The 14,363-nt window shown below is 69.6% G+C and carries 12 protein-coding genes; 10 read left to right on the plus strand and 2 right to left on the minus strand.

Annotation, left to right across the window (positions count from 1 at the left end):
• Window positions 1–18: 18 nt before the first annotated feature.
• Window positions 19–1,095 (minus strand): ABC transporter substrate-binding protein, encoded by a 1,077-nt coding sequence (locus KU887_RS28255; RefSeq protein ID WP_006495714.1) that lies wholly within the window; start codon window positions 1,093–1,095, stop codon window positions 19–21.
• 440 nt (window positions 1,096–1,535) lie between these two features.
• Between KU887_RS28255 and KU887_RS28260 the strand changes: the two genes are divergently transcribed.
• From KU887_RS28260 to KU887_RS28295, 8 genes are all read left to right on the plus strand, one after another.
• Window positions 1,536–2,708 (plus strand): LLM class flavin-dependent oxidoreductase, encoded by a 1,173-nt coding sequence (locus KU887_RS28260; protein ID WP_006482993.1) that lies wholly within the window; start codon window positions 1,536–1,538, stop codon window positions 2,706–2,708.
• Between the two features lie 50 nt (window positions 2,709–2,758).
• Window positions 2,759–3,805, plus strand: coding sequence for an ABC transporter substrate-binding protein (locus tag KU887_RS28265; RefSeq protein ID WP_006482991.1), 1,047 nt, complete (start codon window positions 2,759–2,761; stop codon window positions 3,803–3,805).
• Window positions 3,806–3,838: 33 nt separating this feature from the next.
• Window positions 3,839–4,654 (plus strand): energy transducer TonB, encoded by an 816-nt coding sequence (locus KU887_RS28270; RefSeq protein ID WP_006495713.1) that lies wholly within the window; start codon window positions 3,839–3,841, stop codon window positions 4,652–4,654.
• 41 nt (window positions 4,655–4,695) lie between these two features.
• Window positions 4,696–5,412, plus strand: a complete 717-nt coding sequence (locus tag KU887_RS28275; RefSeq protein ID WP_006484339.1) for a MotA/TolQ/ExbB proton channel family protein — start codon at window positions 4,696–4,698, stop codon at window positions 5,410–5,412.
• The gene (locus KU887_RS28280; RefSeq protein WP_006484323.1) at window positions 5,412–5,822 is read left to right on the plus strand and encodes a biopolymer transporter ExbD; all 411 of its coding nucleotides are present in this window, start codon (window positions 5,412–5,414) and stop codon (window positions 5,820–5,822) included. Before KU887_RS28275 ends, KU887_RS28280 begins: the two co-directional genes overlap by 1 nt.
• 35 nt (window positions 5,823–5,857) lie before the next feature.
• Window positions 5,858–6,922: an ABC transporter substrate-binding protein gene (locus tag KU887_RS28285; RefSeq protein WP_258256391.1), complete on the plus strand. Its 1,065-nt coding sequence runs from the start codon at window positions 5,858–5,860 to the stop codon at window positions 6,920–6,922.
• Window positions 6,919–8,136: an MFS transporter gene (locus KU887_RS28290; protein WP_080332018.1), complete on the plus strand. Its 1,218-nt coding sequence runs from the start codon at window positions 6,919–6,921 to the stop codon at window positions 8,134–8,136. Before KU887_RS28285 ends, KU887_RS28290 begins: the two co-directional genes overlap by 4 nt.
• 197 nt (window positions 8,137–8,333) lie before the next feature.
• Window positions 8,334–10,649 carry a TonB-dependent receptor gene (locus KU887_RS28295; RefSeq protein WP_006484324.1) on the plus strand — a complete coding sequence of 772 codons (2,316 nt, stop codon included), beginning with the start codon at window positions 8,334–8,336 and terminating at the stop codon, window positions 10,647–10,649.
• Window positions 10,650–10,714: 65 nt separating this feature from the next.
• Here the strand turns inward: KU887_RS28295 and KU887_RS28300 are convergent, their stop codons facing one another.
• Window positions 10,715–11,734, minus strand: a complete 1,020-nt coding sequence (locus tag KU887_RS28300) for an NAD(P)-dependent alcohol dehydrogenase (protein ID WP_006484330.1) — start codon at window positions 11,732–11,734, stop codon at window positions 10,715–10,717.
• Between the two features lie 136 nt (window positions 11,735–11,870).
• On the opposite strand from KU887_RS28300, the gene KU887_RS28305 reads away from it, so the two are divergent.
• Window positions 11,871–12,800: a LysR family transcriptional regulator gene (locus KU887_RS28305; protein ID WP_124633562.1), complete on the plus strand. Its 930-nt coding sequence runs from the start codon at window positions 11,871–11,873 to the stop codon at window positions 12,798–12,800.
• A gap of 170 nt (window positions 12,801–12,970) precedes the next feature.
• Window positions 12,971–14,278: an MFS transporter gene (locus tag KU887_RS28310; RefSeq protein WP_006484317.1), complete on the plus strand. Its 1,308-nt coding sequence runs from the start codon at window positions 12,971–12,973 to the stop codon at window positions 14,276–14,278.
• The last annotated feature ends 85 nt before the right edge of the window (window positions 14,279–14,363 follow it).

Consider the following 14,363-nt stretch of genomic DNA (forward strand, 5'->3'; position numbering starts at 1 on the left):
AGTGAACGGTAAAGGGGCTCACGCACGTTTTTGCAGCGAGGGCTGCAGCACGTCGGCGAGCGGGCGCGGATCGATCCAGTCGGCGACGTCGAAGTCGGCTTCCAGAAAGCCGTGGTCGAGCAGGAAGGTCTTGAACTCGTCGAGCGCGGCGACCGATTCGTCGTCGAGGTTGACGCCGAGGTGCCGGTGCAACTGGTTGCCGTACGCGGCGCGCACCCAGTCGATCGACGACGCGGTTTCGCCGGCTACGTAGTGCGCGGTTTCGTCGGGATGCGTGCCGGCCCATTCGCCGGCGGCGACCACGAGTTTCAGGAAGCCGGCGACGATGTCGGGATGGTTCGCGAGCACGTCCGCGTTGACGGTCAGCGGTCGCGGCGTGCCGTTGTTGTTGCGGATCGAGCGCTCCGGATGAAAGCCGATGTCGATCACGACGTGCGCGCCGATCAGTTGCGCGATTTCGAGGCCCGTCGAACCCTTCACGTAGATCGCGTCGACTTCGCCGCGCAGCAGCGCGCCGGCTTCGGCCGCATACAGCGCGCGGCTCGAAAAGCCGTGCGGCGATGCGAACAGGTTCGCCGCCCGCGCCGGCCCGACGGCTTGCAGCGTGCGGGCGCGCACGTCGACGCGTTCGACGTCGCCGAGCGTCAGCCCGTCGAGGCTCAGCGCGTTGACGAAGCCGCGCAGCGCCGATGCGCGAAAGATGTCGATGCGATCGTCGGGGCGGTTCGGAATCGCGATCCGGCGCCCGCGCAACGCCTTCACGGAGCGGATACCCGACTCGGGGCGCGCGAGAATCAACTGCGACTCGTCGACCCACGACAGCCCGATCACGCGCGTATGCGCGTCGTTCGAGCGCGCCCACATCGCGGGGATGCTGCCGCCCTGGCGAAACGATTGCGCGAGCGTGTGATCGCTGATCGACGACACGTCGTGCCGCGTGGCGCCGCGCGGCGAACGGATCGCGACGCCGTCGGCCGACGTCTCGCCGTTGAGCCAGCCGAGATGCACGGCGATGCCGAGCGGCGTCGGCACCGGCGATCGGGCGTACCAGAACGTCTGCTGCTTGACCGATGACGAATCGGGCCTGTCTGTCATGTGTGAGATTCCCCTGTCTGGGTAAGCGTGGTCGAGGCGCGGTGTCGCCCGCGCGGGCCGTTCCACGTTGCAAGTTCCGGGCCAGTGAACGGAAGCGGCCGTATGGCCGGCGGCGCGGGCCTGGCGGGCGACGCGCGGCACGGCGGCCGGCGAGCGGGCTGTTGCGTGAGCAACAGTCGCGTCGGGCGCTGTTGCGCGCGCAGCACCGGTGCGGCGGATGCAGCAGCGGCGCGTGTGCGTGTCGCGACGGGTTCGGCGGCAATCGGCGCACGTGATTCGATCGCCGCCGACGCCCGGCCCGCAAGGCGCGGCGCGCGTTCATCGGCGGCCCCGCGCGCGGCGCGGCGAGCCCGTTGGCACACCGCGTGCTTTACAGCGCTGCATACGCGCGGCACGCCGGTGCCGCACGCAATCCGAACGGGCCGACAAGGAGAATCCCGATGGCTGTTGAATTTCTGTGGCGCCTGCCGATGCACGGCGACGGCCGGCGCGCACACGATCTGCATACGCGCGGCGAATGGAACCGCCAGCGCGCGTCGCGCGTCGCACCGAAAGTCGACGACGACGCGTTCGGCTACATCGACTATCTGTCGCAGGTCGCGCGTGCGGCCGACATCGCCGGTTTCCACGGCGCGCTGATTCCGATCTTCCGTTTCACCGAGGAGCCGTGGGTCGTGGCGGCCGCGCTGGCGCGCGAGACGCGCCGGCTGCGCCTGCTGATCGCGCTGCAACCGCATTTCGTGCATCCGGTCTATGCGGCGCAAATGGCCGCGAGCCTGCAGCGAATCAGCCGCGGCCGCGTCGAGTGGAACGTCGTCACGGGTGGCGGCGGCCCTGACCAGCGCGCGTACGGCGATTTCATCGATCACGACAGCCGCTATGCGCGTACCGACGAATTCCTCGACGTCGTGAAGGGCGTCGCGGCCGGCGCGCCGTTCACGTTCGACGGCCGCTTCTATCGCGTCGAGGCGGGCGGGCTGCTGCCGCCGCTGAGCGGCCAGAAGCCGCCGCGGATCTATCTGGCCGGCGCGAGCGACGCGGCGCTCGCGGTCGCCGCGAAGCACGGCGACGTGCACCTGAGCTGGGGCGAGCCGCTCGCGAAACAGAAGGAAGTGATCGATGCGGCCCGTCGCGCGCTCGACCGGCAGAACGCCGAGCGCGACCTGCGCTTCGGCATGCGCATCGACATCCTGGCGCGCGAGACCGAGGAGCAGGCGTGGGCTGAGCTGCGGCAGATGTTCGCGACGGTGGGCGACACGACGCGCAACGGATTCGGCGGGCGCGGCGAAGCGTCGGAGTCGGTCGGCGCGAAACGCCAGTTCGCCTTGCACCAGGGCAACACGCAGCACTTCGACGACCTGATCGTCGGCCCGAACCTGTGGGCCGGGATGTCGCAGATTCGCGGCGGCCCCGGCTGCGTGATCGTCGGCAGCCACGAGCAGGTGGCCGAACGGCTCGCGGAATACGTCGAGATCGGCGTATCGACGTTCATCCTCGCGAGCAACCCGCATCTCGAAGAGGCGTACCGCGTGGGCGAGGAAGTGTTGCCGCTCGTCGACGGCGCGCTGAACGCGCGCGGCACGCAGGCAGCGCTGCGCGTGGCCGGCGCCTGAGCGCGGCGACCCGCCGCCACGCATCCACGACAACGACAAGGATACTCACCATGACGACACTCGCTGCGCAGGCCACGGCTTGCGACGCACTCTGGTACACGCGCTGCCCGGTGCCGACCGCGCTCGGCATCGCCGTGCATCGCGGCTGGTTCGACGAGGAGTTCGGGCCGGACGGCATCGCGCTGCATTCGCTGCAGGAGACGGCCGACGCCGACAAGCGCGAATCGCACTTCGATCACAGCCTGCCGCACTCGTTCCGGCAGGGCGGCAACATTCCCGCGCTGTGGGCGCGGGCACGCGGCGCCGATACACGCGTGATCGGCCTGTCGTGGACCAACGAATTCCAGGCGATCGTCACGCTGCCCGAGCGCGGCATTCGCACCGCGCGCGACCTGCGCGGGCGGCGGCTCGGCTTGCCGCGCCATCCGATCAGCATCGACTTCTGGCGCGCGGCCGCGCTGAAAGGTTTCCTGAGCGCGCTCGAACTGGAAGGGCTCGGCCACGGCGACGCCGAATGGGTCGATCTGCCCGATACGCACGAGCGCCGCACCGGGCCTGCATCGTTCACGCGCGGGCCGCACGAATACGGACTCGAAATCGCGGCGCTCGTGCGCGGTGACGTCGACGCGGTGTTCGTGAAGGGCGTGGCCGGGCTGGAAACCGTGCATCTGATCGACGCGCAGGTCGTCATCGATCTCGGCGCGCATCCCGATCCGCTGGTGCGGATCGGCAACGGCACGCCCCGCACGCTGACCGTCGATCGCGCGCTGATCGACGCGCGCCCCGATCTCGTGAGCCGCTTCCTGTCGGTCGTGGTCGGCGCGGGCGACTGGGCCGCGCGCCATCCGGCGGAGACGGTCGCCTATATCGGCCGCGAAACGCGCGCATCCGACGAGTGGGTGCGCTACGCGTATGGCGCGGACGTGCACCGCCATCTCGAGACCGGGCTCGCGCCGACGTCGATCGACGGGCTGGTCGCGTTCAAGGATTTTCTCGTCGAGTGGGGCTTTCTCGAACACGATTTCGACGCGCGCGCGTGGATCGATCCGGCGCCGTTCACGCAGATCGACCGGCACCGCCATGCGTGGGTCGCGTAGCGCGCCGCGGCGCGTCATTGCAAGGAGTCGAACATGACAGGGCTGACGATCGAATACGGCGTGCCGCCCGCACGCCGGCATGCGGCGCGTGCCGCGCCGCGCACGGTGAGCGTGACGGCGGCGACCCGGGCGCGACCGCCGTCGGTCGTGCCGTCCGCGCAGGCGGGCACACGAGCGGCGCAGGCGAACGGATGGCGCGGCGCGGCCGCGATCGCGCTGGCTGTCGCGGCACTGCATGCGGGCGTTGCGCTGCTGGCCGCGCGCGTGCCTGCCGCACCGCCCGCGCAGCCGCCCCGGCCGTTGCCGATGACGGTCGAATTGACGCGGCCGCCCGAACCGCTGCCGCAGGCCGCGCATCCGCCGCCGCCGGTCGTGCCGCCGAAACCGCCGAAGCAGGCGCCAATCCCGCCGAAGCCGCGCGCGGCCGTCGCGCATCCGGCGCCGGCTGCCACGCCGCAGGCGACGCGCGAAGCCGCACCCGCGCCGGCAACGCCGGCAACCCCGGCCGTCGCCGCGCCCGCCGCCCCGGTTCAGGCACCTGCGCCCGCACCCGCCGCGCCGGTGCGCGAAACCGCGCCGATCGGCGACGCGGCGTACCTGCGCAACCCGGCGCCCGACTATCCGGCGTTCGCGCAGGACCAGGGCTGGGAAGGGCGCGTCGTGCTGCGCGTGCACGTGCTCGCGAACGGCACGCCGGATTCGGTCGAGGTCCGCACGAGCAGCGGCCGCCGCATGCTCGACAGCGCGGCGGTGGCCGCCGTGAAGCGCTGGACCTTCGTGCCCGCGAAGCGCGGCGACGAAGCGGTCGACGGCTGGGTCAACGTGCCGATCGATTTCAAGCTGGGCTGACCCGCCGGGCCGCCCGCCACATTTTTCAAGGAACTCACATCATGAACGGTATTCCGACCACCTTCATCGTCCAGGGCGCGCTCTGGCTGCTCGTCGTCTTCTCCGTCGTCACGTGGACGCTGATCGTCGTGAAGGCGATCCAGAGCCTGCGTTCGAGCGCGCGCAACCGGCGCTACGTCAGCGCATTCTGGGCCGCGAACAGCTTCCACGACGCGGCCGCGCTCGACGGCGCGAACAGCCCGGTGGGCCAGCTCGCCGCGACGGGCTTCGACGCGCTGCGGCGCGCCGACGAGAGCAGCGCGCACGATCTCGAACACAGCTGGAGCCGTCACGACCTGCTCGAACGCCATCTGCGCCAGCAGATCCACAACGCGCGCCGGCGCGAGGAAGCGGGGCTCGCGGTGCTCGCATCGATCGGCAGCACCGCGCCGTTCGTCGGGCTGTTCGGTACGGTGTTCGGCATCATCCATGCGCTGACCGCGATCACGCACAGTGCGTCGGCGAGCATCGACGTCGTGGCCGGTCCCATCGGCGAAGCGCTCGTCGCGACCGGGATCGGCATCGCGGTCGCGGTGCCGGCCGTGCTCGCGTACAACTTCTTCGTGCGCCGCGTGAAGGCTGCGTCGGCCGATCTCGACGCGTTCGCGACCGACTTCGTCACGCTCGCGCAGAAGGCCGGCTTCCGCGTGCCGGCCGCCGCGCCCGCGGCCGCCCCGGCGCGCCGTTCCGACGACACCCGCCAGGAGGCGTTCGCATAATGGCCTTCTCGTCCTCTTCCGACAACGATGACGTGCTCAGCGAAATCAACATCACGCCGCTCGTCGACGTGATGCTCGTGCTGCTGGTCGCGTTCATCGTCACCGCGCCGCTGCTGAACAACGCGGTGCACGTGAATCTGCCGAACACCGTCGCCACCGCGCCGGCCGACCGCAAGCCGAACGTCACCGTGAGCGTCGACGGCAAGGGCGTCGTGTATCTCGACAAGCGCGCGGTCGCGCTCGACACGGTGCCGGCCGAGCTGGCCGCGCTGAAGGCCGGCCGGCCCGACGTCGCGCTCGACCTGCAGGCCGACGAGCACGTGCCGTACGGCACCGTCGCGAAGCTGATGGCGGCGATCGAGCACGCGGGCATCACGCGACTGTCGGTGCTCACCGCGCCGCGCGGCTGACGCGCCCTTCACGACTCCTTTCTGCGAACGCATTCATGAGCACCACGGCTTCACACAACGTCCAGTCGATCTGGTACACGCGCTGTCCGGTGCCGACACCGCTCGGCATCGCCGCCCATCTCGGCTGGCTGGATCACGAATTCGCCGGCGACGGCATCACCGTGCGCGCGCTGCAGGAAAGCCAGCACGCGGCACTGCATCACGCGCACGTCGACCATTCGCTCGACAACGCGTTCCGCCAGGGCGGCAGCATTCCGGCGCTGTGGGCACGCGCGTCCGGCGCCGACACGCGCGTGATCGCGCTGACCTGGGTCGACGAGGCGCAGGCGATCGTCGCGTTGCCGGAAGCCGGCCTCGCGCGACCGAAGGATCTGCGCGGGCGCCGCATCGGCCTGCCGCGCCGCGACGGCGAGCGGATCGACATCTTCCGCGCGGCGGCGCTGCGCGGTTTTGTCAGTGCGTTGTCGCTCGACGGGCTCGGGCCCGGCGACGTCGACTGGGTCGACGTACCGGCCTCGAACCTGCGCGTGCCGGTGTCGACGCCCGCGACCCGCGACGCGGCATTCAGCCACCCCGCGAGCCTGTCGAGCCGGCGGCTCTATGCGGCCGAGGCCGCCGCGCTGGTGCGCGGCGACGTCGATGCGATCTACGTGAAAGGTTCGCTCGGGCTCGAAACCGCGCACCTGATCGGCGCGCAGCCGGTGATCGACATCGGCTTTCATCCCGATCCGCAGATCCGCATCAACAACGGCTCGCCGCGCCCGCTGACCGTCAATGCGTCGACGCTGGAGCGCCACCCCGATATCGTCAGCCGCTTTCTCGCACGCGTGACCGACGTCGAAGGGTGGGCCCGCGAGCACGAGCACGAAGTGCTCGGCTATCTCGGTCGCGAGACGGGCTCGGGCCACGACTGGCTGCGGCTCGCATACGGCGCGAACGTCCACCGGCGGCTGCGCACGGATCTCGACGAAGCGTCGATCGCCGCGCTCGACGATTTCAAGCGCTTCCTGGTCGACTGGCGGTTCCTGCCCGCCGACTTCGACGTGCGCGCATGGATCGACCGGCGCGCGCTCGACGGCATCGCGACGCTGTCGCGGTGAGCACGCCGGCACGCGTCGCCGACGCATGGCGGCGCGAGCGCTTCACCGGCGGCTTCATGCTGCTCGCGCTCGCGAGCGGCACGACGATCAGCATGGCGCAGCTCGCGACGACGCTGTATGCGCTGGCGCTCGGCGTCGACGACGCACGGCTCGGCATCATCGCCGCGATGGAGCCGCTCGGCATCGCGCTGATGACATTGCCGGCCGGGCTGCTGGTCGCGCGCTACGGTGCACGGCGCGTGTACTTCGCCGCGAGCATGGGGCCGATGCTGCTCAATCTCGTCGTGCCGTTCACCGGCGCATGGCCGCTGATCGCACTCACGCAGGGGCTGATCGGGCTGTGCATTCCGTTCCGGATCGTGTCGATCAACGGGGTGTTTCTCGCGCGTCTCGCGCAGATCGGCCTGGCCCGCGCGGGCTGGTATCGCGCGGCGATGTCGGTCGGAACGGGGATGGCGGGGCCGTGGCTGGCGAGCTGGCTGATCGGCACACACGGTGCGGTCGCGACGTTCTGCGCGGCATCGGCGAGTTTCGCCGGCATGGCGTTGTTCAGCCGCGCGTTGCTCGGCGATGCACCGCCGCCGCCGCGTGGTGATCGAACCGGAACCGGCAGCCTGCGTACGTTGCTCGCGCTCGCGTGGCGCCGCGACATCCGCGAGCAACTCGTCGCGGAAGCGGTGAACAGCGCGACGCGCGCACTCGTCGGCACCTATACGGTCGTGCTCGCGATCCAGTCGCTCGGCCTCGCGCAGACGCATGCCGTCGCGCTGCTGACGTTGCAGGGCGTCGTCGCGGTGCTCGCGCTGTTCGGGCTCGGGCACGTCGCGCAGCGAATGACGGAACGTCGTTGCCATGCACTGAGCGTCGCGGGCGGCGTGGCCGGGCTGCTCGCGCTCGGCCTCGGGCGCGACGCATGGACCGTCGGCGCGGGTCTCGCCGCGCTGTGCGCCGGGTCGTCGCTGCTGCATCTCGTGAACATGCAGCATCTCGGCCGTCATCCGGCCGACAAGAGCCAGGTGTCGAGCCTCTACAACCTCGCGTCGATGATCGGCGCGTTCTGCGGTCCGCTGATCGGCAGCGCGCTCGCGCCACTCGTCGGGCTGCGGGCGGTGTTTCTGTGCTGGCTGCCTGTCGTCGTGCTGGGCGCGCTTGCACTGCGGTTCGCGCATGGACGTCGCGACGCGACGCAGCCGGCGCCTGCGAAGCTGTCCTGACGATTTCGGCGTCGGCCGGTGTTGCGTGACCAGCAGTTTGACGTCGTTCACAGATGCGCATGCAGCAACACCGGCGTGGCATGCCCGCCGCAATCCCCGTGCGACGGGCATGTCGACGCTGGCATCCGAATTGCATGAGAGAACCCGTGCGTCGCGCACGCACGTGCGTTCAACCGATCAAACAGGATGACTCATCGATGTTCAGGAAAAAACTAATCGTCACCGCGCTGGGGGGACTGTTGACGGGCGGCGCCGTGTCGTTGCCCGCGTGGGCAGAGGACGGCGCGGCGACGGCGGGCGCGCCGGACGCGCAACCGGCGCAACAGGCATCGGACGATGCCGCCGCGGCCGCGCCGAAGGCGGTGCGTGCGAACCGCGGCGCGGCCGCACGCGAAACGAACCTCGGCACGGTGACCGTGACGGCGCGCCGGCGCAAGGAAAGCATCCAGGACGTACCGGTCGCGGTCACCGCGCTGAGCGGCGATGCAATCAGGAACAACGAACTGCGCGTGATCAACGACGTGACGAAGTACGTGCCGAACTTCACCGGGCAATCGACCGAAGGCCGTGAGCGGCCGCGCTGGTTCCTGCGCGGCGTGGGCAGCAACGATCCGTCGGACCTGTCGCTGAGCCCGATCGGCGTGTACTTCGACGACGTCTATATCAACAGCGTGTTCGGGCAGGGCTTTCCGCTGTTCGACCTCGACCACATCGAAGTGCTGCGCGGGCCGCAAGGCACGCTGTGGGGCAAGAATACGGTCGGCGGCGCGCTCAGCATCACGTCGCAGAAACCGACGTTCGACGTGAGCGGCTACGGAAAAATCGGGCTCGGCCAGTACAACAGCCGGCTCGCGGAAGCGGCGATCGGCGGGCCGATCGGCAAGAACGACGTGCTGGCCGCGCGCGTGTCGGTGTATCACGAGAATGCCGACAGCTTCTACACGAACACGGTGCAGCAAGGGCGCTTCGGCGGCTTCCACGACAACGCGGTGCGCTTCCAGGTGCTCGCCGTGCCGACGTCGGATACCGATTTCCTGTTCAACATCCACGGCCGCAACTATACGGGCGGCGGCAACGCATGGCACGCGGAAGGCGCGGGACGCGGCGGCACGAACCAGTTCGGCTTCGTCGGGTCGAGCGATCCGTATACGGTGTCGCTCAATGCGCCGTCGAGCGATCACATCTCGACGTGGGGCACGTCGCTGACCGCGCACTGGCGCATCAACCCGGCCGTATCGCTGACGTCGATCACCGCGTTCGAGGGGCTGCACCGCTGGTACCAGGACGACGAGGACTATTCGCCGGTCGATGCGGCGCGCTCGCACGACCGCCTGTCGAGCCGGCAGTTTTCGCAGGAATTCCGGCTCGAATCGCCGCAGAACGACCGGCTGAGCTGGATCGTCGGCACGCACCTGTTCACCGAGCAACTGGCCGAGCAGGGCGCCGGCGGCGGGCTGCCGGGCTCGCCGTCGCCCGCGTACTACCATCTGACCGACCTCACGCAGCACACGCAGAGCGCGGCGATCTTCGGCAGCGTCAAGTACCGGTTCACCGACCGCTTCAACGTGACGGGCGGGCTGCGTTACACGATCGAGCGCAAGACCATCAACCTCACCGGGCTGCAGGATACGGGCAACGTGACGTTCAGCGATCCGAACAGCTGGTGGTCGCCGTCGTCGGTATCGTCGCCGCTCGCGGTCAGCGCGCAACAGCACCAGACCAACACCTGGCGCGCGCCGACCTGGGACCTCACGCCCGAATATGCGCTCAGCAGCAATGTGCGCGCGTATTTCCGCTATGCGCGCGGCTTCCGCTCGGGCGGCTACAACGGCAACGCGTATACGCAGAGCACGGTGTCGACCGTGTCGCCGGAGTACCTGAGCGATTACGAAGTCGGTATCAAGAGCGAATGGTTCGACAAGCGGCTGATCGTCAACGCGAGCGTGTTCCACTACGACTATCGCGACATCCAGGTGTTCGCGCTGGCGCCGAACCCGTTCGGCGGGCCGCCGGTGTCGACGCTGTCGAATGCCGGGCAGGGGCGCGCGGACGGTTTCGAGCTGGAGCTGAAGGCGCAGCCGGTCAACAGCCTGTACCTGTTCGCGAACCTCGGGATGCTGAACACGCGCTACACGGAATTCCGCAACGTGCCGACGGCCGTCGGCAACTCGTTCGCGCGTTCGCCGCATACGACGCTGAACGCGGGCGTCGACTATCGCGTGCCGGTGTCGTTCGGCACGCTGACGGCGGGCGGCGACGTGAACTACCGCAGCCGCGAGTACTTCAGCGCGACGCGGCAGACGATGCCGCAGCTCTGGCAGGGCGGCTATACGGTGCTGAACGCGCACGTGTCGTACACGACGCCGAACCAGAAGTACATCGTGACCGGCTACGTGACGAACCTGACGAACAAGGTCTACAAGAAACTCGAGTTGTTGCCGTCGTATGGCGCGTATCCGGTGCTGTATGGCGATCCGCGCACGGTCGGGATCACGCTGACCGCGAAGATCTGACGGCGATGCCTGCCGCGGCGCCGGCGCGTGGAGCGCCGGCCCGCGGCGGGCGGTCCTTGCGCGCGTCACGAGGCGACGCGAATCACCACCTTGCCGAAGTGCTGCCCCGATTGCAGGTGCGCATACGCCTGCGGCGCTTCGTCGAAGCCGAACACCCGATCGACCACCGGCTTGATCCGTTTCGCGTCGACGAGCCGCACGACGTCGTCGAGCATCGCGCGGCTGCCGACCATGAAACCGTGCAACCGCCGGAAGCCGCCGATCAGCGACAGCAGCCCGAGTTCCGGCCCGCCGAAGCTGCTGAGGCCGCCGATCACCGACACGATGCCGCCGATTTTCGTCGCGGCGACCGAGCGCGGCAGCGTATCGCGGCCGCCGACCTCGACGACCAGATCCGCGCCGGCGCCGTCGGTGAGCCGCAGCACCTCGTGCTGCCATTCCGGCGTCGCGCGATAGTTGATCGTTGCGTCCGCACCGAGTGCACGCGCGCGTTCGAGCTTCGCGTCGCTCGACGACGTGACGATCGTGCGCAACCCGGCGGCCTGCGCAAGCTGCAGTGCGACGATCGACACACCGCCGGTGCCGAGCAGCACGACGGTCGCGCCCGGCTCCAGTCCGCCGTCGACGAACAGCGCGTTCCATGCGGTGATGCCCGCGCACGACAGCGTCGCCGCTTCGTCGTAGTCGAGATGCGCGGGAATCGCGACCAGCGCGGTTTCGTCGGACACGAAGCGTTCGGCGAGCACGCCGTCGAATTGCGCGCCGGGCGACCCCGCGACTTTCTGCGGCGTCGGCGGCCCGTCGATCCAGCGCGGGAAGTAGGTGTTGATCACGCGGTCGCCCGGCTTGAAGCGCGTGACGTCGCGGCCGGTCTCGACGACTTCGCCGGCGCCGTCGGCGACGGGGATCAGCGCTTCCTTGCCGATACCCAGATAGTCGCCGCGCGCGAACATCAGGTCGCGATAGTTCAGCGCGGCCGAGTGGATCTTCACGACGACGTCGGTCGGCCCGACCGGGCGCGCTGCCGCGTCGACGCGCCGGAGCCCGGCCAGGCCGTCGCCCGGTTTGATTTGCCATGCATGCATGTCGACTCCTTTTCGAGATAGTCCGGACTATCATAGTGTCGCGCGGGTGGACGCATTGGCGAGAATTTGGCCAACGATTGTTGCCGTCATGGACACAACCCCGTCATCGCATTTCATTGGAGCGGAGCGGAACGGCATGGACGAACGGCTCAGAGGCGTCGCCGAATTTGTCGACGTGGTGGAATCGGGCAGCTTCGCGGCGGCGGCGCTGCGCCTCGGCATGACGCGCTCGGCCGTCGCGAAGATCGTCGCGCGGCTCGAACTCCGGCTCGGCGCGCGGCTGCTGCAGCGCACGACGCGCCAGCTCGGCCTGACCGACGAAGGGTTCGTCTATTACGAGCAGTGCCGGCGGCTGCTGGCCGAACTGGGCGAGACGGAAGCCGCGCTCGACGCGGGCCGCCGCGAGCCGGCCGGGCGCGTGCGCATCAGCGTGCCCGTGCTGTTCGGGCGGCAGTGCGTGGCGCCCGTCGTGCGGCGGCTCGTCGAGCGCCATCCGCGGCTCGAAATCGACATGTCGTTCAACGATCGCGTGGCCGACCTCGTCAACGACGGTTTCGACCTGGCCGTGCGCATCGGCGAGCTGGCCGATACGAGCGCGCTGGTCGGCCGCAAGCTGGGCGTGCAACGCATGGGCATCTGCGCATCGCCCGACTATCTCGCGCGTCATGGCCGGCCGTCGGGGCTCGAGGCACTCGCGTCGCACGTCGGCATCGCGTATTCGCGCGGCGGACAGCCGACACCGTGGCGGATCATCGGCGCGGATGGCGCGGTGCACGACCATCGCGCGGCCGGCCGCCTGCGGTTCGACGACCTGCAGGCGATCGCCGACGCGGCCGCCGCCGGCGCGGGCCTCGCGTGGCTGCCGTGCTGGCTGATGGCGCCGTACGTGCGCGACGGCCGCCTCGCGCTCGTGATGGACAGCGACAGCGTGTCGGGCGCCGAAGTGTTCGCGGTGCGGCCGGCGGCGCGCCACGTGCCGTCGAAGGTGCGGGTCGTCGTCGATGCGCTGGTCGACGAGATTCCGCACATGCTGGCGTCCGACGACGCGAACGGCGAGCGTACGTGACGGCGACGCTGTTCCGACGACGGCGCGACAACCCGGCTGGCTGCGCATCGCGCCCGCTCGCGTCTCACATATCGAGAAGACGTCCCGGTAATTGACGCGAATTTCACGCGGCTCCTAGACTGGCCTGCATGACGCCGCGCCTCACGCGAGACGATCCAGGAGACATGCCGATGACCGCCACCGCCCCGCAGTTGCACGCCGCGACGATGCGGCGCCTGAACCTGCGCCTGATTCCGTTCCTGATGCTGCTGTACCTCGTCGCGTATATCGACCGCTCGAACATCTCGGTCGCGGCGCTGCAGATGAACGCCGACCTCGGCCTCAGCGCCGAAATGTACGGGCTCGGCGCGGGGCTGTTCTACGTGACCTACATCCTGTTCGAGGTGCCGAGCAACCTGTTCCTCGCGCGGGTCGGCGCGCGTCGCTGGATCGCGCGGATCATGATCACGTGGGGCATCGTCGCGGCCGCGATGAGCGCGGTGCAGACGCCGGGGCAGCTCTATGCGATGCGGCTGCTGCTCGGCGCGGCCGAAGCCGGCTTCACGCCAGGCATCATCTACTACCTGTCCGCGTGGTATCCGCAGAGCGACCGGGCGCGGGCGATGTCGTTCTTCTATATCGGCGCGACGCTCGCGTCGGTGATCGGGCTGCCGCTGTCCGGCGCGCTGCTGAACCTGAACGGCGTGCTCGGCGTCGAAGGCTGGCGCTGGCTGTTCCTGCTCGAAGGCGTGCCCGCGTTGCTGCTCGGGTTCGTCGTGCTGCGCCGCCTGCCGGACACGCCCGCGCACGCGCGCTGGCTCCCGGCCGACGAACGCGCGTGGCTCGAAGCGACGCTGCGCGACGCCGCGCCGCGCGAACATCTGTCGCACGGCGTCGCATTGCGGCGTGCGTTCGGCGACGGCAAGGTGTGGGCGCTCGCCGCGTTCTGGTTGCTGCAGGCGTTCGGCACGATCGGCCTCACGCTGTTTCTGCCGCTGCTCGTGAAGAGTCTGTCGGGACAGTCGAGCTTCGCGGTCGGCAGCCTGTCCGCGCTGCCGTTCCTGTTCGCGTGCGTCGCGATGTACCTGAACGGCCGGCATTCGGATCTCGGCGGCGAACGCGCGCTGCATCTCGGCGTGCCGATGCTGCTGGCCGGTGCGTTGCTGATCGCGGCGATCTATACGCCGGTGCTGCCCGTCGCGTATGCGCTGCTGGTGCTCGCGGTCGGCTTCAACTGGGCCGCGACGCCGGTGTTCTGGGCCGTGACGACCGAGTACGTGTCGGGCCTCACGGCGGCCGCGTCGATCGCGCTGATCAACGCGGTCGCGAACATCGCGGGGCTCGCGCTGCCGCCGGTGATGGGGCGGATCAAGGACGTCACGCATTCGTACGATCTCGCGCTGCTGCTCGTCGCGGCCGCGTTGCTGGCGGGTGGTGTGCTCGCGTTGCGGATCGCGTCGCGGCGCGTAATGCCGGTCGTGGCGGGACGGGTGGGGTGAGCGACTGGCGAGTGTGAGGGTGACGCATCGAACGCGACGAGAAGGCATCGACCGTACGCGTTTCTCATCGCTGCGGCACAATCGG

The sequence above is a fragment of the Burkholderia sp. EMB26 genome, from assembly GCF_024730645.1.
GTDB classification, from domain to species: domain Bacteria; phylum Pseudomonadota; class Gammaproteobacteria; order Burkholderiales; family Burkholderiaceae; genus Burkholderia; species Burkholderia cenocepacia.